25 protein-coding genes are annotated in these 21,814 nt (G+C 43.7%); 13 read left to right on the forward strand and 12 right to left on the reverse strand.

What is annotated here, in order from left to right; genetic code table 11:
• Window positions 1-65: 65 nt before the first annotated feature.
• Window positions 66-665 (forward strand): hypothetical protein, encoded by a 600-nt coding sequence (locus tag RM368_RS32495; RefSeq protein WP_322697872.1) that lies wholly within the window; start codon window positions 66-68, stop codon window positions 663-665.
• Window positions 666-858: 193 nt separating this feature from the next.
• Complete coding sequence (locus RM368_RS32500) at window positions 859-1,188, forward strand: hypothetical protein (RefSeq protein WP_322697873.1); 330 nt, start codon at window positions 859-861, stop codon at window positions 1,186-1,188.
• 48 nt (window positions 1,189-1,236) lie between these two features.
• Here the strand turns inward: RM368_RS32500 and RM368_RS32505 are convergent, their stop codons facing one another.
• The 3 genes from RM368_RS32505 to RM368_RS32515 form a co-directional block, all read right to left on the reverse strand.
• Entirely contained in the window at window positions 1,237-1,893 is a 657-nt protein-coding gene (locus RM368_RS32505; protein WP_322697874.1) for a Rho termination factor N-terminal domain-containing protein, read from the reverse strand.
• A 57-nt stretch (window positions 1,894-1,950) separates the two neighbouring features.
• Entirely contained in the window at window positions 1,951-3,282 is a 1,332-nt protein-coding gene (locus RM368_RS32510; RefSeq protein ID WP_322697875.1) for an AAA family ATPase, read from the reverse strand.
• A gap of 199 nt (window positions 3,283-3,481) precedes the next feature.
• Window positions 3,482-3,988, reverse strand: a complete 507-nt coding sequence (locus RM368_RS32515) for a transposase-like zinc-binding domain-containing protein (RefSeq protein ID WP_322697876.1) — start codon at window positions 3,986-3,988, stop codon at window positions 3,482-3,484.
• A 429-nt stretch (window positions 3,989-4,417) separates the two neighbouring features.
• Between RM368_RS32515 and RM368_RS32520 the strand changes: the two genes are divergently transcribed.
• Window positions 4,418-5,587, forward strand: a complete 1,170-nt coding sequence (locus RM368_RS32520) for a hypothetical protein (RefSeq protein ID WP_322697877.1) — start codon at window positions 4,418-4,420, stop codon at window positions 5,585-5,587.
• Window positions 5,572-6,111: a hypothetical protein gene (locus RM368_RS32525; protein ID WP_322697878.1), complete on the forward strand. Its 540-nt coding sequence runs from the start codon at window positions 5,572-5,574 to the stop codon at window positions 6,109-6,111. The genes RM368_RS32520 and RM368_RS32525 overlap by 16 nt, the downstream gene beginning before the upstream one ends.
• 270 nt (window positions 6,112-6,381) lie before the next feature.
• On the opposite strand, the gene RM368_RS32530 is transcribed toward RM368_RS32525, so the two are convergent.
• Window positions 6,382-7,386: a tyrosine-type recombinase/integrase gene (locus RM368_RS32530; protein WP_322697879.1), complete on the reverse strand. Its 1,005-nt coding sequence runs from the start codon at window positions 7,384-7,386 to the stop codon at window positions 6,382-6,384.
• A gap of 318 nt (window positions 7,387-7,704) precedes the next feature.
• On the opposite strand from RM368_RS32530, the gene RM368_RS32535 reads away from it, so the two are divergent.
• The 3 genes from RM368_RS32535 to RM368_RS32545 all read left to right on the forward strand — a co-directional run bounded on the left by RM368_RS32535 (window position 7,705) and on the right by RM368_RS32545 (window position 8,910).
• A complete protein-coding gene (locus RM368_RS32535; protein ID WP_322697880.1) occupies window positions 7,705-7,956 on the forward strand; it encodes a hypothetical protein in 252 nt (83 codons plus the stop codon).
• A 2-nt stretch (window positions 7,957-7,958) separates the two neighbouring features.
• Window positions 7,959-8,228, forward strand: a complete 270-nt coding sequence (locus tag RM368_RS32540; RefSeq protein WP_322697881.1) for a hypothetical protein — start codon at window positions 7,959-7,961, stop codon at window positions 8,226-8,228.
• 289 nt (window positions 8,229-8,517) lie between these two features.
• Window positions 8,518-8,910 carry a hypothetical protein gene (locus tag RM368_RS32545; protein ID WP_322697882.1) on the forward strand — a complete coding sequence of 131 codons (393 nt, stop codon included), beginning with the start codon at window positions 8,518-8,520 and terminating at the stop codon, window positions 8,908-8,910.
• 460 nt (window positions 8,911-9,370) lie between these two features.
• Here the strand turns inward: RM368_RS32545 and RM368_RS32550 are convergent, their stop codons facing one another.
• The 6 genes from RM368_RS32550 to RM368_RS32575 all read right to left on the reverse strand — a co-directional run bounded on the left by RM368_RS32550 (window position 9,371) and on the right by RM368_RS32575 (window position 12,090).
• Window positions 9,371-10,621, reverse strand: a complete 1,251-nt coding sequence (locus tag RM368_RS32550) for a hypothetical protein (RefSeq protein ID WP_322697883.1) — start codon at window positions 10,619-10,621, stop codon at window positions 9,371-9,373.
• Window positions 10,618-10,995 (reverse strand): hypothetical protein, encoded by a 378-nt coding sequence (locus RM368_RS32555; protein ID WP_322697884.1) that lies wholly within the window; start codon window positions 10,993-10,995, stop codon window positions 10,618-10,620. The genes RM368_RS32550 and RM368_RS32555 overlap by 4 nt, the downstream gene beginning before the upstream one ends.
• Window positions 10,979-11,164, reverse strand: a complete 186-nt coding sequence (locus tag RM368_RS32560) for a hypothetical protein (RefSeq protein ID WP_322697885.1) — start codon at window positions 11,162-11,164, stop codon at window positions 10,979-10,981. The genes RM368_RS32555 and RM368_RS32560 overlap by 17 nt, the downstream gene beginning before the upstream one ends.
• Before the next feature lie 35 nt (window positions 11,165-11,199).
• Window positions 11,200-11,406 carry a hypothetical protein gene (locus RM368_RS32565; RefSeq protein ID WP_322697886.1) on the reverse strand — a complete coding sequence of 69 codons (207 nt, stop codon included), beginning with the start codon at window positions 11,404-11,406 and terminating at the stop codon, window positions 11,200-11,202.
• Window positions 11,396-11,626 carry a hypothetical protein gene (locus RM368_RS32570; RefSeq protein WP_322697887.1) on the reverse strand — a complete coding sequence of 77 codons (231 nt, stop codon included), beginning with the start codon at window positions 11,624-11,626 and terminating at the stop codon, window positions 11,396-11,398. Before RM368_RS32570 ends, RM368_RS32565 begins: the two co-directional genes overlap by 11 nt.
• Window positions 11,627-11,727: 101 nt before the next feature.
• Window positions 11,728-12,090 (reverse strand): hypothetical protein, encoded by a 363-nt coding sequence (locus tag RM368_RS32575; protein WP_322697888.1) that lies wholly within the window; start codon window positions 12,088-12,090, stop codon window positions 11,728-11,730.
• Between the two features lie 220 nt (window positions 12,091-12,310).
• On the opposite strand from RM368_RS32575, the gene RM368_RS32580 reads away from it, so the two are divergent.
• From RM368_RS32580 to dnaB, 5 genes are all read left to right on the forward strand, one after another.
• Window positions 12,311-12,496, forward strand: a complete 186-nt coding sequence (locus RM368_RS32580) for a plasmid partition protein ParG (RefSeq protein ID WP_322697889.1) — start codon at window positions 12,311-12,313, stop codon at window positions 12,494-12,496.
• 32 nt (window positions 12,497-12,528) lie between these two features.
• Complete coding sequence (locus tag RM368_RS32585; protein WP_322697890.1) at window positions 12,529-12,813, forward strand: hypothetical protein; 285 nt, start codon at window positions 12,529-12,531, stop codon at window positions 12,811-12,813.
• A 1,140-nt stretch (window positions 12,814-13,953) separates the two neighbouring features.
• On the forward strand, window positions 13,954-14,199 hold the full coding sequence (locus tag RM368_RS32590; RefSeq protein WP_322697891.1) for a hypothetical protein: 246 nt from the start codon (window positions 13,954-13,956) through the stop codon (window positions 14,197-14,199).
• Complete coding sequence (locus RM368_RS32595; RefSeq protein ID WP_322697892.1) at window positions 14,193-15,359, forward strand: hypothetical protein; 1,167 nt, start codon at window positions 14,193-14,195, stop codon at window positions 15,357-15,359. The genes RM368_RS32590 and RM368_RS32595 overlap by 7 nt, the downstream gene beginning before the upstream one ends.
• Entirely contained in the window at window positions 15,356-16,702 is a 1,347-nt protein-coding gene (gene dnaB / locus RM368_RS32600; protein WP_322697893.1) for a replicative DNA helicase, read from the forward strand. The genes RM368_RS32595 and dnaB overlap by 4 nt, the downstream gene beginning before the upstream one ends.
• 930 nt (window positions 16,703-17,632) lie before the next feature.
• Here the strand turns inward: dnaB and RM368_RS32605 are convergent.
• Both RM368_RS32605 and RM368_RS32610 read right to left on the reverse strand, forming a co-directional pair.
• Entirely contained in the window at window positions 17,633-20,695 is a 3,063-nt protein-coding gene (locus tag RM368_RS32605) for a HEAT repeat domain-containing protein (protein WP_322697894.1), read from the reverse strand.
• A 304-nt stretch (window positions 20,696-20,999) separates the two neighbouring features.
• Window positions 21,000-21,269 (reverse strand): hypothetical protein, encoded by a 270-nt coding sequence (locus tag RM368_RS32610; protein ID WP_322697895.1) that lies wholly within the window; start codon window positions 21,267-21,269, stop codon window positions 21,000-21,002.
• On the opposite strand from RM368_RS32610, the gene RM368_RS32615 reads away from it, so the two are divergent.
• A complete protein-coding gene (locus RM368_RS32615; RefSeq protein ID WP_322697896.1) occupies window positions 21,256-21,636 on the forward strand; it encodes a DnaB-like helicase C-terminal domain-containing protein in 381 nt (126 codons plus the stop codon). The two genes, RM368_RS32610 and RM368_RS32615, sit on opposite strands and share 14 nt — an antisense overlap.
• The last annotated feature ends 178 nt before the right edge of the window (window positions 21,637-21,814 follow it).

Consider the following 21,814-nt stretch of genomic DNA (forward strand, 5'->3'; position numbering starts at 1 on the left):
GGATAATCGTTTCCAGCCTTAATTTCCGAATATGTAGCTATCTCGGCTCAATGCCAACCTAAAACATGAATAAAAAACCGACCAAAGTCAGCGCTGACAAAACCTATTTAAAACACTTCTCTGTTCCTGGATTCTCGCAGGCACAGATAATGGCGCGTGCTGGCAAGCTTCCGCCCGAATCAGAAAATTTCATTGCTATTGTTGAAGGGGTGTACGAGCGAGTCAAAAGCACCAAAGATGGCGATTGGACAGAAATCGAAGTCATTTTGCATAGTCAAATAGCAATGCTCAACACCCTGGCGGCCAACTTCATGAATAAAGCGATCGGCGGATATGAGTCGCCAGAAGTGCTGGGAACTTTCCCTCAACTCCCCCTAGAATTCGCCAACCTCAGCCTAAAATGCCAAGCCGAAATGAGAAAGTGCGCGGCGCTGCTGCATGAAATCAAGAATCCAAAAAAACCCGCGACGTTCATCAAAAACTTTGTAAACAAACAACTCAACCAGTTACAAGTTGAGCAAGAAGAAATAAAACAGCGACTAGAGGCAAATAACCATGCCCCGGTGGACTTCACAAGCAAGAGAGAGGCAGAGACAATTGATACAGCAGTGGCAACCGTGGCAGTACAGCACGGGGCCAGCAACGCTAGAGGGCAAAGCGATTAGCGCTCGTAATAGCTATAAACATGGGATGCGTAGTGCTGAGTGGATTGATTTGAAAAGGCAGATCGGGGTATCTTCTCATCTGAAAAATTTTCTGAAAAATTTTCAGAATCACAACTGACAAACGAACTATTCACAGCGATCGCTTACTTGGCGTAGATATAGCCACGCTATATCTACCCCTAATTGATAAAAAATGCCCAGATGGACACCAGAAGCACGAGAAAGTCAACGCCGCCGAATAAAGCAATGGAAACCGTGGCAGCAAAGCACAGGCCCAAGGACTCAATATGGCAAAAGAGTTAGTAGCCGTAATCGGGAGGGGAAAGGTAGCTGTGAACAAGATCCGCGCCATGTAAGCATTGCAGCAGCGCAAGCGCTCATACAACTAGCGAACTTGCAATTTAAGCTAGATGGATTCCTGAGTAAAGAATCGCAAGAGGATTTGCTGTTAGCGCGTCGTATGCTGGAAGTCGCTCCCCCTCCCCCTAGTAACCGAACTAATCAAAAGCTGTCTCAAGCATAAGTTGTAAGCTTTTGGCTAACAGCCTGTTTTGGGAGAGAAGCTATTGCCTTAAGCCTTTGATAGCAGTTCAACTAACTCTTTTTTTTGCTTCTTGCTATACCCAGAAACCCCCAGCTTTTTCGCCATATCTTTTAGCTGTGTAAGTGTCAAAGCATTCAAATTATCATGTATAGCGACTTTTGGCGTAACTACTTCTAGTTCTGATTGAGGGCTAAGGTAAAATACCTCCTTGAGCGCATCCAGTTTCCCGCCTTTGGTTATGCCACATTTCAGCTTTGTAATCGGCTCTAAGTTTCCCCAGCTTTTGCGTGGAGCCTCATCAATACGATTGGTAGCGATCGCCACCTTCACGCCTTTTAACTCACTGTTAGGTTTTTCAATAAGGTACTGCAACGCTGCTTGAATTTCATCCCTGCTTGCAGTTGAGAGATTAACTTTAGGTATTAACTCACCAGTCAAAATCCTGGTTAACTCAAATGTTGTCTCGCTAGAATCCGCAACAATACACCACAACCTTTCTAAGCCGAGTTCAAGAGCGATTGCGTAAACAAATGAGTTACCAATGACTTCATACTGGTCTTGTTCAATTTCTTTAACAATCACTGGAACCCAATTACGACCACCTGATTCCATCAATACTCTTCCAGCTGCCTTAATACAAAACTCTGGTGCATCCGTGCCTTTGCCTGGGCTGATCTCATGCATATAAAGGCACATCAAATTTCCAACATTACTTAAACTCATATCTTTAAACCTATTAATTTATTGCAAAAAATATTCCTTAGCTAGCGCTAAATAATAGCCACAAGCTGTTTTATTTTTATAAGCAGCAGGTATACGAGTAAATGCAGCACCTGCAATATGTGCATAACTGGGAAGTTCAAAAATGGGATGATTTGAACGAGGATAAAAGTAGGGCGTGAGGTCAATAGGATAAGGTTTATCTTTTTTACCTTGTTCTATGATTTGGTTTATAGCCTCTTTTGCAGTTCCTTTCGCTGCGTCTGTAATGGACTCACCGTTGAAAAAGATAGGTAGTGCAATCGGCCCTCCGTCTTTCCTCTCTTTTTGAATTTCAGGTATAAAACGTTTAATGACAGTCACCGCGTTTTCCAGTGAAAAGATGCTGTTGTGCTTGGTGGGAATTAAAACCACATCTGCTGCACAAACCGCACTCTGACTAAAGAATCTCCAGTTTGGTGGAGAGTCAATCAAAATATAGTCATATCGCAACTTTAATGGCTCTAATGCTTGCCTCAGCCTGAGAGGACTAATCATTTCACGCAGCCTTTCTTCTTGTAAATGTTGAAGTTTTTCATCACTGGTAATGATGTCGAATTGCCATGAAATACTGGGTTTTGAAGAGAATTTACATGATCTGATCAATCCATCAGGTAATTGGCTGTTCTTATTTACCAACCACGAATACAAGGTATCTTCTTCGGGTTTAAGACCTAATGAGTTTGTGAGGTCTTGTTGGTTTGGGTCGAAGTCAACAATTAACGTTCGCTTTCCTAGTAGTGCCAACGTAGCTGCTAAGTTGATTGTTGTTGTGGTTTTACCCACCCCGCCTTTGTTGTTGTAAACTGCCACAGTCAAAGCTTTTTGCGGTTCATCTACTTTCTGCTTGATTGCCAAGACAATTTTATCCAAGTTATCTGGTGTAATTTCTAGACAGGGAAACGCAGGATGTATAGCCTTGCCATGTTTTCTAAATAATTGGATATAGTTAGCGTTGGTGATAATTCCCCATCGAGCAGATTTACAATTTGGGGCAAGTAAATAATTTTTGAGTTGGTTAACTGTTGACTTGTATTGAGCAGAATTTGGATTGAGGTTGATATTTCTGCCTTTTACCTCCACTAACAGGTAAGGATTTGACTTGGTTTTGATGAAGATATCGTCCTCAGAGTTCTTGCGAACAGCGTAATCAGCAGTATTACCACCATTCCCCGTATTAAACTGTGGAACAGTTTCCATTACATCAAAACCTAAAATTTTTAGTAGTTCTGAGATAAATATGCTACAAACTATCGATTCGTCAGCATTATCCGGTAGGCTGAGTAACGCTTGTTTAATTTTGGAAAAGTCCATAAAATTTAATTTGTATATGCAAACTCAGAGCCACCTTTTGGGGTGGCTCAGTACTTAGTGTATTCAATAACTTAGTATTTGGCATCATCTATAGCTAGCGATACACAGTTTAATAAAGTGAGCGATCGCTTTTTCTGGATATCCAGAAAATTATCGATGAACAAGGTTTGAAGAAGAACGAACAAGGATCGGCGATCGCCTACGAAACAAAGACTTTTCCGCAGTCCTTGCATTTAAAGCGTTGCTTGATTCCGCGCTTGTCCTTTCCCCAACGGCTCAACTTGGTTGATTGGCACTGAGGGCAGGCGTTGATATCAGGTGTTGCTATCGGCTGTTGATTCTGTAATAGCCGCGCTGAATGAGACTGCATTTTCTTCTCCAGGTCAACAGGTAAAGTCTTACCAGTTTTCGCCCTGGATGGCTGCTCCTGCATTGCCTCAACTCTATCTTCCAGTACTGCTAGTCGCTCTAAAATATCTACTATCACCTTGCTGCTATCAAAGACTGATTCATCAATGACAACACTGCTATCACTACCTGATTCACTGATAGCAGCACTGCTGCCCAAGCTTGCTATTAGTTCCTGTAATGCCTGCAAAATAGCCTTTGTGTGTCCCTGGCGATGTAAGGTAGACAATTCCTTCACTGCTGTAACTAAGGCTGTGGGGACGCGAATCATTTGGCTTGCAGGGGTTTTTTCAGACATAGCGCTATCAGCTATTGCTAGCAACTAAGTGATATCAGATAGCAGTAAATCATAGCAGTTTCCCCTCGACTCTACCTCCCGGCTGAACCCCAAATCGCCCTTAAAAAGTCACTTTTTGAAAAAACTTGCAAGTGACGGGGTGAAATGAACATCTGTTCGGAAACTGAAAATACCTTAATTGTAGGTTTGAGCAATTAGTATTGCAGGTCGCTACAAATAATGGGTTCAAATGTGACAAATGTAGTCAAAGTGGGGACGTAAGTCAGAACATCCACGGAAGCATGACCAATGCGTTTGCTTGTATAAAAGGTAATCAGGAGTAGCGGTACGTAAGGTGGGTAGGGAGCTGACCACAATCCTTAAGAAATAGTTACCGTATACGGTAACTCCTGTTATCATAAGCCTGCATTATTAGCAAGGCTTTCCGATATGTACGTTAAAAGAGTACTTAAAAAAGGGGTTACCTACTTGTATCTAGTAGACGAACCGTACAACCCTGAAAAGAAGCGGGGTGAAACCAAGTACAGAAAGTCACTGGGTATAGAAGAATCTATTGCGCCCCCCAGTCCCATGACTGAAGAGTTCGCTATTGTTTGGGCAGAAGGTCGCACTCTGGGGAATGCAGTCCCCTTTAGCGAGAGGGTCAAGGGTATGTTTCCAGAAGCTGACAGGGGAACAGACGCTATCCTTCCCTGTGACATTGTACCCTGCGGGAAGTTCAGGAATGGCGCTCAGAGATGGTGGTGTCGTACCCATCAGATGCATTGGGGAACCAAGGCTGATATACAACAAGTAATAAAAAGTGAAGGGATTATGGAATGCAGCAATAAGAGCCAACCCATGCACTATGTCAAGAAACCGCTGGTGCTGAACCCTAGTGACTACGCTGGTGGGGTGGGCATATGGGCAGCACTACCGACAGCCATCAACACAACTGATGAGCCAGATACAACAGAGGTGCAGATTCATGTTCATGCTCGTCCCGACCTTGATGGGCAGAAAAGCATAGACAGGAACTACCCAGTAGTAGTTATTACAGCCCCTGAGCCATCACTGCCATTGTTCTCTACAGGTACTGTCAAACGCGTTGCCATAGCGCCGCCCTACGCGCTTGCATATCTAGAGGCAGTCGTTAAACGATTGCCCTTAGACACTCTCTATTGCCACAACTGCCAACATCCACATCTTGACCTTGGAGACTTCGCTCTTAACCCACATAAGAAACATTTCTGCGGTAACTGTGGGGTTGACTCTAATTGGTCTAGTAGACCAATTATAAGCTCACCCATTTATGAATTAGCTGCCAACCTTTCTAAAAACACGGAGTTTATAAATAGTGAGCGCACACTAGATTTGAGTCAATATCAAGGTTGTCAGTTCAAACTCTGGGCATCAACTCCAGCGATTCTCTGGACTAGTGAAATGCCACAAGAGGCTGGTATCCATGTACATATTTACCAGAACGGCAGCAAAATTGTTGATAATACTTTTGGGCAGGTACTGGGGACAGACGGTACACCTTTAGATCGTGAGCAGCTGCTATTGGACATGCTCAAAAAAACACAAAAGCAGGAGCAAACGAGATGCCAAAAATTTTGAGTTTTAGTAGCTTTGGTAGCGGCACAGGCAAGGATACCGCAGTTGATTATGTTTGTGAAAGGTATGGGTTCATTCGCTTCGCCTGGGCTAGTATCTTGAGGCAGGTCGTAGCTAAAAATTTTCCCGATGCTCCAGGACACTACAGGGATGGAAGCCTAGTATACGTAGCACCAGACAAAAATTGGGAGGATGCGTCAGGTTTCACTCAAGCACTGATTGACTACCATGATCACGAAGGGGTAACAGAAAGAGGAAAAGACGTACTGAAAAAATTGAGCCAACAAGATCCAGATATTGTTGTCTTGGCTACGAGGTTGGTGAGTCAGTTTAACGCCTTGAGAGAATTAGATGCAACAATGGTACTAATCAGAGGAGTACATCGGCGTGGCGTTAGAGAGTTAGATGAATGCCTATTGCATCACAAGTTTGACGTTAAAGTAGACAATGATGGAACTGTTGAAGACTTTCACAAAAAGCTAGATGAGATAGTCGTTAAGCGTAGTTGTAGCGACCTGCAATTATAAAAGCCCAAACCTGCAACGTGAGTTGATGCAAAAAGCAAGGCAGCCGGAGCGCGATCACAACTGGCCCCCAACTCCTGACTTCCGACTTCCACCAACTAGCTGGTTAAGTTGTAAGTTGAAGTCGGAAGTTACTGCAAGCAAGAGCGCTGCAACCAGCCGTCAACGATAACGTACAAAATAAACTCGTGATCGCCAAGCTTTTTATTTACTGGCTTGATAATCTGTTAACCGACAGTAGTTTTCGCCAGGTAAATAACTCCTTGATCATCTTTAAAACATCCCATCAAGCAGTTCTGTAATGTCCCTCTGATCCTTGTGGCGGTTATCGTCATAAATCATCAGTGTGTCCAGCTTGCGGTGACGGCTGAGTTTTTGCACTTTCCGCACGTTTCCATCAGTGGCATCAAGGGCGGCGGTAATTGCACTGTGGCGGATGCGGTGCGGTGACATCAGCTTTTTGATGCCTGCCTTGTTGCATAGTTTCACTAGCATTTTGCGGATGCCGTCCCCGGTTAGCCTGTGGCCCCCAGTGGCATAGTCCAGTGACACGAATAACGGGGAATCGTGTAGCACACTGGTTCTAGTTGCTAACCATTCATTAATTGCTTGCACTGTTCCCATTCCCAGGTCGATTACCTCAGTCTGGGTTCCCCTCCCCTTACCCAAGATTCGCAGTGTTTTAGTCTCAGGATCAAAATCACTAATATTCAACTGGCTGACCTCGTTACGCCTCAAAGCATTCCCCCAAAGCAGCCGGAGTAAGGCATAGTCACGCTTACCCTTGGCAGTGGATAAATTGCACTGGTTGAGAACCACTTCAAATGTTGCCCGGTCAATTCCCGATGTATCGCGGTACTTTTGCACCCGTTCGCTTTCTACATCTTCTAGACTGAAATCGCACACACCCAACTTCCGCCCGGTCACTACCAGACTTTTGAGCGCTGCTAGTCGTCGGTTAACAGTGGCTTCCTTTAACCCCTTGCGGATCATTTGTGCTTTGTACTTCAGCACCACAGAGATCGCCTGCTTTTGTTCAAGGTGGAGAAATTCCAGCACCACATCAGGTGTGGCAGGCTTGCCCGTCATTACCTTGAGAAAATCATTGATATCTTTTTCATAGGCTAGGCGGGTGTTCTCAGATCGCTTGTCTGCCAAAAGTTGTGATAGCACGTCGGGTTCAGTGTCGAGGGTATAGAAGCTATCCCCAATTTTCGCATCAAGGGAGGCTTGTAAAACTTCAATAGACAGTTCGCTTGATAGTTCGTTTGTACTCATAATTAGTTCGCGATAATGGTTCTTTCCGAGAACACCCAGGTTTTATTAAACCCCATTGCGGTGATGAGGTGAGCTTTTTATAGACATGAGGCACGTTATGTTACACCCACGCTTTTATAAAACCCCGTCGCGGTGAATCTTTATCGTTCTGTTTTTAATTCGGCGATCGCACTTCTCAAAGCGCAGAGAAACCAGGTATCCAGTTAAGCCCGTTGCTGTGATTGCGATCGCGTCTCCATTATTTAACAAAACAAATGTAAAATTAGGCGTGATTTTTGAGATAATAACAGTGTTGTTGAGTGTTGCGCTGGAAGAAAGATGAAAGATGCAATTAAAACCCTTGTCAATACAACAGTGCATCAAGTATTGGCCTCGGAAATCCCTGAAGTAGAAGATGCGATCGCCATCCCTTTGCTCAATTTGATTGAGAACTATTTGTTGAACATGGCAGCAGAGATGGAAGAATCTTGTCTTGGTGATGCCTCCTCAATAATTGAGGGTAGATTAGATGCTGAGATAACAAGATTTTCAAAAGCTCTAAATCAAACAGTAGCGACCGTTGGAGCCTAGTGATGCCACTAAAGCGCGGAATAAAACCTGCTGTAGAACCTGAAATGGTATTGCAAGTTATCGAAGAATTAAAAGGGGACTGGAGCTACCCCCAAGTCGCTAAAATTTTATCAGAACTGGTGGGGAAACCCATCACAGCAGATGCTTTAAGCAAAATGATGCGAAAGCGTAAATTAATCCTGCCAAAGATGTCAGGCAGAAAAAAAGATACAAAAAAACCAGACCTGCGATCGCTCCCACCTGAATTTAACGACGATACCTTAATTGGGTGACACTCCCCGGACTTGGGGAGTGAAGGAAGGTTACTACTTGGCAGCCGCAGGCGCTACATGGGAATAAAGGCAAGCCTTGTCACATCCTTTCACTGCCCCTCCAAAATAATTACATTGGCCAATGGCGGGAATATTGGCGCTTGCTAAAAAGTGGGGGCATTGTTTACAGTTATTTATCATTGAGTCTCCTTTGAGATTTTGGTGTGGGGCGATCGCTTGACTTTGGACGGTACGGGCGATCGCCCTTTAAATTAGCGGTGTTTACCGATTGTATACACAACTGTAGACAATGAGTAGACAACGTGTCAACAGTTTTGTAGACATATTTGTAGACAATGCTTTACTATGTAGACAAATACGTTTACAGGTAGTCTACATGAGTAGCAAAGTAATTTCGTTCCGGCTGAGTGACGCTGAAATAGAGGCGTTACAGGCGTTGCAGTCCAGTGATGATGAATCACTCAACCAGACTGCTGCAAGGCTCTTAAGGGGCATTATTGGCACACCTTCAGCTTTGTCTACAAAGTCTACACCTGTAGACATACAGGAGTTGATTAGACGAGAAGTGGAGAGCGCGATCGCTAATTCTGAACGGATGAATGAGTTAGTTCGGGCGAATACCGCGCACATCAACGAAGTGAAGAGAGAGCTTGATGAACGCCTGGGGGAATTGAGCGCCTGAGAGAGAAGGCAGATCCTCTCAGGCGGTCAGAAAAAAAACCAATTCCAGACTATCAAGAAATTCGCGATCGCACTCTCGGCAAACTGAAAATGGGCAAGCAATCGGCATCGGGGAAGGCAATAGAGGCTTTTATCAAGGAATTGGAGAAGTAGGCTATAGCTCAACTGTAGACGCCCAAAAGCCTTGGAAATCATGCTTTTGGGCGTTTTTGGTGCGTTCATTGGTGCGTCTACAGTTGCCCAAAACCCGCTAAAAGTGGGATTTTCGGCATCTACGCCCCTCCCTGACTGGTTGTAGACACTGTAGACAATGTAGACAGAGTATAGCGTGAGGATAGGGGATATACACTCGGCAAAAACTCGGTCTATACTCGGCAACAAAATTGCGCTAACCTCACACATACAAAGGTTAAGCTTTTCTGTAGACACGTTGTAGACGAAGTGTGGACGGTTGCCTACACTTACGAAGACCACTTCCAACCAAGGCGATCGCTCACCCCTTCCACTTCTCCCAGACCCCGATCAGCCATTGCTCGAAACATAATGCGGATATCCTCAGCACTCACATCAGCGAACAGACGGGTGGACTGTTGCAGCGTCCGGGCTTTGAGCAGTTCCCCTGCGTGGGATTGACCCCAGGTGAGGATAGCTTGCTCAAACTCATTCATGGCTGTAGGCTGCGATTGCACCTCCTCATCTCCCCCGGAGGAGGTTTCCTGCTGCTCCCTGCCCCCTGCTCCCCAGTTGCTAAGGTCAAGCTCACAAGGGCAGTCATCGACCATGAACCGCCTTTTACCACCAGCTTTCAACCACTGCTCTAGTTGAGGATCTTTAAGTTTAGTCCTGGCGTAGTCCCGCCCAAACTGCCCCAAACGCACCAAGACAAAGCAGCTGTAAAGGGTGTCTTTGTCACCTTGCAAGCCGTAATTTTCAGCCGTGTCATTTTGGGCCAAGGCACAAATAAACTGTTTGTATCGCCTGCCCCGTTTAGCGTGGCGTTTGATCCATGTGGTGGCATTGTCGCATTCGTCCACCAAAATGGGGAATTCTTCCGCGATCATGAATCGCTCCCGACCGGCGATCGCGTTATCTCCCCTCTCTCCGCGAAGCTCTACAAGCTCCTCCAAGGTTTTGAGGTCATTACCCATTGCGGTATCGATGGCTTTGAAGTTGCCCTTTCTGCCAATAACATCGGCTTGATCCAGCCATGCCCAATCATCTGGTTTAGCGTCGCTGTCGTAGACGACAACGCGACCGCCAATCTTAGAGGATAGATACTGGGTAAAAGTTGATTTGCCGTCACCAGTGCCACCGACCAAGGCGACGTGTTTTTGTTTTTTCTGGATGTACTCAACTGGATCTGTAATCAGGTTCTCTGGTTTCCAGTTGGCATCGATGCTACTAACTGTCAGCGCTAACTGTGCTGTGGGTTGAGTGTTGGCACGGGCCCACGCTTGGAAGTTGACCCGTGATGCTCGGTCGATATCTCCAAGTGATTCAAGAAGAAGTTTGGCTGTTTGGCGATGTCTTCGACCTACTTCGAGAACACCAACGGACGCGCCAAGTATCCACGGCTTAGACTCTGGCTTTTGAGTTGCCCCCAGGAACAATAAGCCACAGCTGACAGCTAAACTGCCCCAAAATGACCACTTGGCACAGGTGTACATCTGCAAGTGTTGGTGTAACTGGGATGGGTGTAAATCACTGCTCATATTCCTAGCAGCACCCCCACAGCAATTAAGCCAACACGGAGCAGAAGAATATCTTTGACCTCTGGCACGGCTTGCCGCAAGTAAAGGGCGACAATTCCAGCGATCGCCAACACTCCCAACACTCCCAAGCGGATAAACCCAGGAAAGGGAATATTCACCCAGCAGCTGCTAAACAGCGCGGGAATCGTTATGTGTGCCGCAAGGTGAAAAGCCAAGTCCGGTAAATTGTCCGGTAGTGCGATCGCGTTTACCCAACCACGTCGAAAAAGGTCTAGTTTGCTGGGTTGCTGGGGTGTAGTGGAGAGTGGGGCGAAATTGCCCCGTTCGGTGGGAATCTCAACTGTGATTTTCTGTTGATTATTTACCTCTGCCATAAGTCACCCCATCTTTGAATGATTTGAAATCCGACTGGCAGCTACTCAAATCTCTCTGCAACTGCTGAATACTGGTTTGATGGTCGCTTTCTTGCTCTTGATACCAAAATGTGAAACCTAGCGCTGATACTGCTATCAGTAGCCAAGTTAGATTGTTTTCACTTTTCATAAAACTTGAGGCCCCCGTGCTTGGGGGCTTGATGGTTAATCTGCGTCTAGAATCGCGTTGAAGTTGTAAACCGAGTTATCAAGCGGCTGTGGATCTGGTTGAGGCATTGGTTCCAAGCTGGCGCTGATTCCATGCTTGATTTCCGATTCACACGCAGCTAGGTGCAAATCAAAATCAAGTTCTTGGGCTGCTAGCTCTGCCTGAGCTTCGTACCACTCTGGGGGAATACTGCTACTTTGCATCGGCTTGCCCAACGCTTGACTGTCCGTAGCCGCTGGTTTGGGTGAGTCGGTCATTGATTCGGTTGATAACTTCGTTCTCACTCGTGGGCAGTGGCTTGCCTTGAAGATATGCAGCAGAAATTTCAGCGCACTCTTCAGGTGTGGCCCCATTGGCCAATAACTGACCCTCTGGAAATCCAACTTTGTGGATCTCATTGCTTGGATATTCTGATTGGTTCATAATTCTCTTGTTGTGTAGTTTTCAATCGGTGGAGACTACCCATTGAGAGGCGATCGCCCAACTGCCAGGGAGTGCGATCGCTTGTCATTATTGGGCAGTTTCTAAAAATCTGGCTTGCTAGGAGTTGTGGACAAATCGACTGGGTACGCTTGACCATACCCCACAGGCGAACTCTTGCGAGTGCGGAGGTCAACAGCTTTGGTTTTACTGACTTTAATCATTAATCGGGAACCATCAGCGGCTGGTGAAAACGGCTGATAGTTCTCAATTGCATCCCAGCTAACAGGGTCTTTGGCAACGTGAGCGGTATAAAGCACGTTCGTCATTGATGAAAGTACTGCGCCCGTAGGGATGCCCACGAGTTTACGGGCTTTCTTTGGCTTGTCCTGGGATTGTTTACTCGCTCCGTTGCCATTGTTTGAAGGGCTAATAACGTTATTCTTTCCGGTGTCTGTCGCTTCCATAGGCTTGGTTTAGGTAATAAGAGGACATGAGAATCTGACACGGTTACTTGGCTGTAAGTCCCGTGTGATAGAGGTTTTGCGCGTTTATTCGCTTAAGAATACACTAGCATAATATGCAGTATGACATAGACTGGTACTTGTGCAATTACTGGCTATCGATCTATAGTCAGTTGTGGTGACACAATAGGCTAGATGCACAGTATTAACATTTCTTGCCGCTATGCCTAATGAAGAAGAAAAAATTATTTCGTTAAGAGTCTTTATGCCTGAATCGTTACGCAATAATTTCAAAGCGGTTTGTGCCAAGCAAGGAAAGAATATGAGTGAGGTAGTCTCAGATTTTGTCAGGGACTACGTAGCTGAACACGACTCCTCTTCACCTAAGAAGGGCAAGGGGGCAGCGTGAGCGCAGAGCGCCTAAACCAGATAGAGGACGAAATGGAAACCATCAAAGAGTTACTAATTTCAACGGCAAGGATGGCTGAAAGAAACAGTGAATCCATTAATCGCCTAGTAGAGCGAATGTCACAGGCAACGAGTAACCTTGACCGTCTGGCAGTTGCTCAACTAAATGCTGAGGAACGGCTTGACCAATTAACAACACTGATGACACGGTTTGTTGAAAACGCAGAAGCCGACCGGGCTGTAGTGAGGGGAATTCAGACCGAAAACCAGCGCATTCTTCAATACTTATTTGGGCAACAAGGGGAGGGTCAGACATGACCTCAACCGATCACACTTCAGGAACCGTGGTTCCTGAAGTTGTCCAATGCCTATCTAACAAACAATAAAGCTGATTCTTCCAACGAGTGATCACAAATCTATCAGCAGTGCTCATAAATCTAGCTATTTCAATCATTCGGTAAACAGCTATGCAGTAAAGGATTATACTTTTTTACCCAGTTCAAACTGACAAGTTAGATCCGTATTGCGCTAGAAAATCATGCTTTGAACGGATCAGGGATCGAAGGCTTGCGATCGCACTTCAGGAACCGTGGTTCCTGAAGTGCGATCGCACCGTCAACAGGCGTTAACTTTTGTGAATTTCCCCACGGAATAATCAGCCTTTTGACCCTCTTTATGTCCAGTAGTGGACATCTACACCCCCAAATGCTCATTCTGTCGTTCCACTCAGGAACAATTGTTCCTAATCTATTTACCACTTTCATGGTAAATAGCAAGTTAATCTATCTGGATTTGTCATCGGCTATTTAGCAAAAAATAGAGATGTTGCCTGGAAAAAAAATTTCATTGAGTGACCACAAAGTTAGTCAGCAGGGATGACAATCCTATCAAAATCTAGCTACCAGTAACGACGAACATATTATAAATGCACAAAAAGTATATTATTTTTGTACTTTATTTATATAGGCGTTCATTGTTGGTACAAAGATACATTCAATTCCTTGAAAGCAGCGATCGTCTTGGGCTGTAAAAATTTAAAATGTTTTCAAAATTCTTGGATTACTCCTACACAAATCAAATTGCTTGATCTATGATTAACCTTATAAGTAGTACCCCCGTACTTCTCGAATAGACTTATGATTGAGTTAATCATTATCTCCCCTTAACTATGAGCAAACATCATATCGGTGTCACTACCAAATTGAAGAAAGATATTGTTGCGAAGTTGGAATTTGTAGCCAGACAGAGAGGGATGAATCGTAGCTCATTAATCCGAGAGTGCCTTCTCGATTTTCTCGCAGCACAATCCGAAGACGAGTTTCCTTCGTTGATCGCCCAAAACCAAATTTCCTCAGTAGCCTAGACTACCAAGGAAATTTGGTTTTATTGTTACCACCAGAGTTCTCGCGCCTGAGAAACCTTGAACTACTGGCAATGAAACACCATAGGAGATGTCTAATGATCAATCTCAATACGGGTGTACTCCTCTCATTGTATGCCATTGAGACGGGTGTATACACCCCTAACTTTACATTGCGATCGCACGATAACGACCAAAGGAACAATCATTTTATTAATAACTATATAGTAATAGATTGTGGGTCGAGCTATAAGAGATTCGAGCAAGCTTATTCACGGGCTAATACAGCCAATACAAGCCTTCATAACTCCTCAGTGATCGCTTTTAGAGGTGCGGCATGGTAGCAGCAGTTGCACTCCAAAGCCAAAATCAGCCTCAAAAATCACAGTTCTTCATGGCTACTCCAGAGGAGTTGAAGCAGGGTTACAAGGCGAAAATCTTCAATGCAGAAGCTTACCTCTACTGCCTGTTCAAAGCTAAACGCGCAGCAGGGTGGAGATGGCGCGTCAACGTCAAGAATTTTTGTGCTGAATGGGAAATAGCGGAAAGTACTTTTTATCGGGCTTTGTCAAAGCTGAGAGCTAAGAATTTAGTTTTCTGGCAATCTGGTGACAACACTATAGTCCTTTGGTGGGAGAAAAAAGATACCAAAATAGCTAATGTTCATTCCAGCGATTTACCCAGCAGCCCAAACCCAGACACAGCAATGGCTCTCCAAGATGTTAGAGAGCCTCTCCAAGATGTTAGAGAGCCTCTCCAAGATATTAGAGAACCTCTCCAAGATGTTAGAGAAGAAAACCCTCAAACCCTTGCTGTAGGGCAATCCTGCAACGCTTCATATTCATTACATATTGATCCAGAAATAAACACAGATTTTAAAGAGGAAGTGTGTGTGTTTTCTGGAGAAGTTGAGGATCAAGATCCGGAATGTGGCCAGCAAAGTAATCTCGATCATGAAACCAATCAAGATCCCATTCCTGAATCTCACACTACGTTGCTAAATAACACGGAGACTATGCAAGTAGTGGACACAACTAGTCATAAGGGACGAGATTTCGCCCCGCCAATTCGCAAAACTTCACAAAAACAGGAATGGGCTTGCCCCGGCACGGATGAAGAGAAAAACGAGTTTTTGATGTTTAAGGGTGGACTACTCGTAGTTGCAAAGCAATGCCAATCGGTGGAGGCGAGAACTGCGGCGTTAAGCTGGGCGAATCATAAGCCAGAGGCTGCGAATCTGCTGTGGGAGGATTGGCAGAGACAGAAGGAAGAGGATGCTAATCGGAATACTGCGATCGCTACTGTCCCGGAATTTAGGCGGATGGATAAGCAGGAACACGTCGCAGTCCTTAACAAATTTATCAATCATACCAAGCAGGAATTTTTGAAACTTTGCTGGTGGCACGAGTATTGGCTAAAATTTGCCGTCACTCGATTGGGGCAACAACTCATTCCTGGATTAACACCCGAAGTAATCAAACAAATTAAACAGGCACTCAGATGACACAACAATTAGATTTCGCGGGTGTTAATGACCAACTGCCACCCCAAAATATTGAAGCAGAAGAAGCAATCTTGGGCGGCATCCTTTTAGACCCTGAAGCGACACAAATGCTAGCAGATACTTTGGTTGCAGACGCGTTTTATATTCAAGCTCACCGGGATATTTACCACGCTGCCTTGCAACTTGCAAGAGAGCATAAGCATATAGATTTGCTCACTGTTACAAGTTGGCTTTCTGACAATGATTTACTAACAAGAGTTGGTGGCAGAAACAAATTAGCAAGCCTCGTTGACCGCACTGTATCGGCAGTCAATATTGATGGTTTGGCTCAAATCGTCATGGAGAAATACCTCACCAGGAAGTTAATATCTGCTGCCAATCAAATCCTGAAACTAGCCTATGACGAATCAGTGCCTTTAGCGGAACGTTTAGATGCATCTGAAGAGAAAATATTTTCTCTTCGCCATGAAACCCAAACCGACAAATCAGTGCGGATGAATAGGGATATTAGCGTTATAAATTTTGCCGAGATAGAGCGTATATTTCAAGGAGAGCAAGAGCCTGGTATCGCTACTGGATTTTATGATTTGGATGCACTTACTGGCGGTGGATTCCACCCAGGCGAACTGATTATTGTTGGCGCTCGTCCAGGTATGGGCAAGAGTTCTCTGGCGCATCAACTAGCATTTAGTATTGCTAGGGAATACAACGCTCCAACTATGATTTTTAGTTTGGAAATGTCGGGCGAAGAAATAAATAAAAGGTTTTTATCATCTGAATCAGGGATTGAAATGATCTACTTCAAATCTGGGAAACTCTTAGATTCTCAATGGGAAGTATTAGGACAAGCAGTTGCGGATATTCATGAAGTACCACTGATAATTGATGATTCAACTGGCTCAACTCCACTTCAAATCCGCAGTAAACTTCGTAAAACAATAGCACAACATGGGCAGGTAAAGTTGGTTGTTATTGATTACTTGCAGCTGATGGTTGATAGCAGCAGCAACAGATTAACCCAAATGATAGGCCACGTTACAAGAGAGCTTAAGCTGCTAGCGCGAGAGTGTAATGTCCCAATTATGTTGCTTTCCCAACTAAACCGTGGTGTGGAAGACAGGACTAACAAACGACCAATGCTCTCTGATTTGCGGGATTCGGGCAGGATCGAAGAAGACGCTGACATGGTTTTGGGAGTTTACCGCGATGAATATTATTCTCCTGATAGCCCAGATCGGGGTATTGCAGAAGTGAGTATTTTGAAAAATAGGCAAGGGGCTACTGGCACAATCAAGCTGCTGTTTGAGCCACATTTTACGAGGTTTAAGAATTTAAAGCGGTAGATAGACTTTTCCCATAATGGGATTTTGTTCAAGGGGCGACAAACGCCTCTAAACCTAGCCAGATAAAGGTTTGAGAGGCACAGACCCCTTAAAAAATGTGGGGATTTATGGCATCACCGTGCAAAAAAAGGTTTTTTGTACGCTAAGAAAATTTTCAAGTGTCTGAAACGACGATTTTTGTGATTTGAACGATAATTTAGCCAAACGGTCACGAAATACTTCACTCTGTACTAGGACAACATATAGTTAAAAGCTATAAATGGAGTTCAAAAAACTCAAAACTTGATTACAGCAAGGAACATGCTCAAATAGTTCATTTGTACCGTACCGCGATGAGAGAGAAATAAAAATTCAGATTTCCGGCGTAGGCGCAGCCCGCCGCAGGCATCGCTTTATCACTCAATTTTTGGCTAAACATATTTTTGAACCATATTGTGGGCATTTTGAACCAAATTTTGACCGAAAGTTTAAAATTTAAGGGTTAAATTAGTGTGTATTGCTCTGCATTTTTTACCAAGTCAAAAAATAAAACTTTTGGTTGCATTATGGTTCGCATTTAAAACACGCGGACATAATTTGATTCATAAAGTTAGGTTTTTGATTGGCTAAAAACCTTGAAATTACGTTAACTTTTGGTCACGCTATGGTTCACAGTTTGGTCATGCAAGGGGTAAAATCACAATTTTTCGTTCAAACTTGATCAAAACTAGCAGCATAACCATAGTTATTTCACAAAAATACTGGGAGAAAGCACGTCTTGAAAAGCTTGCCCAATCGCACTTTCAGCCTTAGCGTACAAATTATCTCTTTTAGCACGGTGACGCCAATACTATATGGGTATCTCGGCTAAACCCCTTTCAGGATTGAATTATTGCGTGTAAACACGCAATAATGCAAAAAAATATAAACAGTTGATAACTAAGGAATATGCTAATTTTTTTCTACATCACATTCAATAGTTAGAGCGACACCACATTTAGAGCAAAACTTGTGAGATGACGGATTTTTAGTCCCACAATGAGTACAAATAATTTGACCTTGAGGAAATGCAGCCGATGGCGCTGAACTCTCTAATTTCATCGAAGACTTGACTAGGTGTTGCTGAATTGCTTGGTTTCTTAATGTTGTGGCTATCAACCCATCAAGCAAGCCTGAACCATTACCACCACTGTTATCAACTGCCTTAGCCTTCTCCATTTGCGTCTCTGCTTCCAGTTTGGCAATTTCCACACCCTTTTCTTTTGTAAGGAAATCTTGTTGAACCTCTACTAACTCCGTTGCATCGAGTAACTGACTCAATCCCACAGTGATCGTCTGAGGTACATTTGCTTCTTTACCTAAAATTTGGATGCAGTCTTGCAAAGCCAGCAAGAAACCTGTAATTGGGTCTATCCCCACTGATGCCGTTGTGATTTGATGCCAAAATTCGTTCCAGAAGTCTTGATTGTTCTGGCAAAGTTCCAACATCTGCATAGCAGCGAGATATTCAGCTAAAGGATCGAGGGCGAAACGGATTTTATCTTGTGCTGCACCAATAGTCTGAATAAGGTGCAGACGTTCTTCAAGATATTTGAGACGATTTTCTGGATCATTTCCGCTGAGGACAGCTACGATTGTATCTCTTTTAGCTGTTGTTGGTTGAAAAGTTTGTTTTACACACTCCCAAGCAATTATTTTGGCATCTTGTCGCACAATCCGATCGCTTAATTTATTACCTTCAGCAGTCACACTGCGGTTGAGTTCATTAAGATACCACAGCATCAATTCGGGGATGTTGCCTGATCTAATTAAAGGCGATTGCTGAATCCCCTCAACTTTAACAGCAATCAACTGGTCAGCATAGAGTTTCGCCAGTAGAGCGGTAACTTTTCGTCCTCCTACCATTTGCGACAGGTGGCTACAGGCTTGGAAAAACTCAGGATCGGTGAACAAGTCGCGTCTGTTCGCCTGGGTTAAGTAGGCTTCCATGAAAGACGATAGGCGGTTGCCTTCAATAAGTAAAGGCTTGAGGGTAGTTTTAGTGACTCCACCAAGCTTTTCTTCAGAACGTGAGGTGACAACTAAAGCATTAACATAAAAATCAGGAAAGTCTGGGCGAATTGCCTTACGTGTCGCTTCGTTCATTTCTGAAAGATGGTCTACAATGACCAGAATCCGACGCTCTCTCAACAGACGTTCTAGTAGTTGTTCAGAAATATCTTCTGTTTCATCCGTTAAGTTTTGCAATTGCCCCTGAATTGCGGCTATCAAAGTACGGGTGGAAGGTGATTTTTTCCCCTGTACCGATTGGTTTTCAATCTCATTTGGGATTTCCAATTCTTCCTCAATTAACACTGGCAACATCCGGTGTTTGCACAGACGTTCTGTCTCATCATCTGACATTGCCCAGTTAGCAATTTGACATGAAAGGCTTGTCTTACCTACCCCGCCATCACCTTGAATGAGTAGACAAGCACGTTGTTTTTTAAAAGTTGAACGTAAATCTTTACCCCTGAGTTGGGCAAAAGTCTGGCCATTGTTTACCACAGGGATGGGAATATAAACGTTTCTGTTGCGTACTGTATCCTTTTGCTGGAATGCTTCTTGGGCTGATTTGAGGTGTGCTTCTACCCAAGCATCTAGCACTCTAGGGTGGTATTTCAGTATCAGCAGCAACCAGCTCAGGGATATCTCTTTATCAATAACAGGCAATTTGAAGCTGCCAACGGATTTTAGGGCTTGATCAATTTTCAGTAGCCACAAAGGACGTAGCCAAAAAATTCCGAAAAGTAAGACAAGGTAAGCTCCAATACCCCATACCGAGGGTTGTTCGAGAATCTGATTAATGAATTGACGATGTTTTAACTCCTTAAGGCTAGACTGTATATTTTCTATAGTTACTTTTAAAGAATTCTTTTCTTCTGGGTCTAGTTTTTCTAGACTTTTCAAAGCTTCCTCGAACTCGGGTATAGCATTCTTTAATTCTTTAGTTTTTAGTTTATTGCTTTTTGCGTCTTCCGCAAATTTAGTAGTAATAAATCTCATAGCCTCAGCAGCACTACTACGCACAATGTCGCTTTGATCATTTAATGCTTGATTCAATACAGGTAAAATTTTCAAACCATCTTTCGCATCACTTACACTACCTATGAGACCTAAAGCTACAACAGCACTTTGACGCATGGTATAGTTTTTGTCTTCCTTATAAGCTGCAATAATTGGATCGATCGCGGATTTTGCATTAACACCTATATTCCCCAAGGCATCAGCAGCATATCGACGCACCCGCCAAGCAGGATCTTTTAATGATTCTGTTAAAATCTGTACAGCATCTGGAGCAATATCCAGATGATCATACATCTTTGATAACGCCGAAGCAGCACTTATACGCAGGTTTGTTCTGTCTACACTCTGGTTTTTTAATGACTTAAGCAGCAAAGGAATTAATTCTTTGGCTTGTTTCGTATCCAGAGTAGTCTTTTCTAACGCTCCAGCTGCCATCGAACGCACCTGTAAATCTTGATTCTCATCTTTGAATATGTTAGTCAATTCCAAAATAGCAGGTTTTGCGTCAATAGATTGAATTGCCAGAATAACACTGATCAATACATCCCTATTTTGCTCCGTTTTGAGGAGATTTTTCAAATCCTCCAAAGCGTCATCAGCGCCTGTACCGATCGCACTCAAAGCATTCGTCGCAGCTATACGCACCTGTTTATCTGGATTTTTTAAATTCTGTTTAAAAACATCAATCACTTTGCGTTTCTCGTCAAGGGTAGTATTTTTGGAAGTATATTGCGTTAAAGCAGCATTAATATTATCTAAATTGCTTTGAACACTTTTCTTTTGTAGCTGCTGACTCTGGTTGAACACCTTTGTACGTCCTGGAATTTGCGCCCAACTAGTGTTATTCAAAAGCAAGGGTGATGAAACGGACAGCAATGTAAGTGCCATTTTAAGAGTCAGCTTTTGTGGTTCCGAAAAAGCTGATTTGATGTGGGTTATAAAAGTCATATCTATTCCTTTACTTTTGGCAATAATTCAAAAGGAGATAATAAAAAACAGTTGAGAAATTTTGATTTGCTATCAATACTCCTCTTTCATGTCCATGTACTGCGCCAATAATTTTTTTCAACACCATTTTCTCTAGCAATGTGAGGATTAAAGGTGTTTGTAATCACACCACAATAAGGTGTTTGGTCGATAATACTCTTAATAAGTTTCCTCAGATATAATCCATTTTTTGAGCCATTTGTTCTTGTAATAAATGGCTCAAAAAATAAATAGAATTGCGTTCCAGACTCTCATCTTTACTTTCTTAGTGTCCATCCGCTGGTTCAGAGCTTGGGGTTTCAACTTTCAAGTTGTCTCCCTGCTTGCTCACTGAAAAGTCCGGCTCATTTTTGCTACTTTGAGCAAGACCAGCAGCACCAGCGATCGCTGTTCCTGCAAGTCCAAGCCCCGCAGAGAATTGGGCTGCATTGTTTCCGTTTGGCGAGACTATAACAGCAACAGCAATGACTGCTCCAATAGTTGCTATAAACATTGGGGTTATAGCTCGAATTATTTCTGGGGTGAGAGATTTCATAGAGGTAAGTTATGGAATTGATTTTGTTCATGAGGTAACTACTTTAGATGCAGCCGAAGAGAAAATATTTTCTCTTCGCCATGAAACCCAAACCGACAAATCAGTGCGAATGAATAGGGATATTAGCGTTATAAATTTTGCCGAGATAGAGCGTATATTTCAAGGAGAGCAAGAGCCTGGTATCGCTACTGGATTTTATGATTTGGATGCACTTACTGGCGGTGGATTCCACCCAGGCGAACTGATTATTGTTGGCGCTCGTCCAGGTATGGGCAAGAGTTCTCTGGCGCATCAACTAGCATTTAGTATTGCTAGGGAATACAACGCTCCAACTATGATTTTTAGTTTGGACAAGCTCCTTTTGTAAATGTAATCTAAGTTGTTCTTAAACAAGGTCGGATCGACGAGTTAATTCTGCGTAGTCCAAATGCGACGCAATTTGAATTCTCGTGCGAGTGAAATAATCAAAAACCAGGTTCAAAACTGTTTAGTTGATTGCTTTCTACATCTTAGATATTCTCCCTTACAAAAAACATCTGAAGAAC

Origin of the sequence: Nostoc sp. DedSLP03 (genome assembly GCF_034530815.1) — a bacterium.
In the GTDB taxonomy this organism is placed as follows: Bacteria; Cyanobacteriota; Cyanobacteriia; order Cyanobacteriales; family Nostocaceae; genus Nostoc.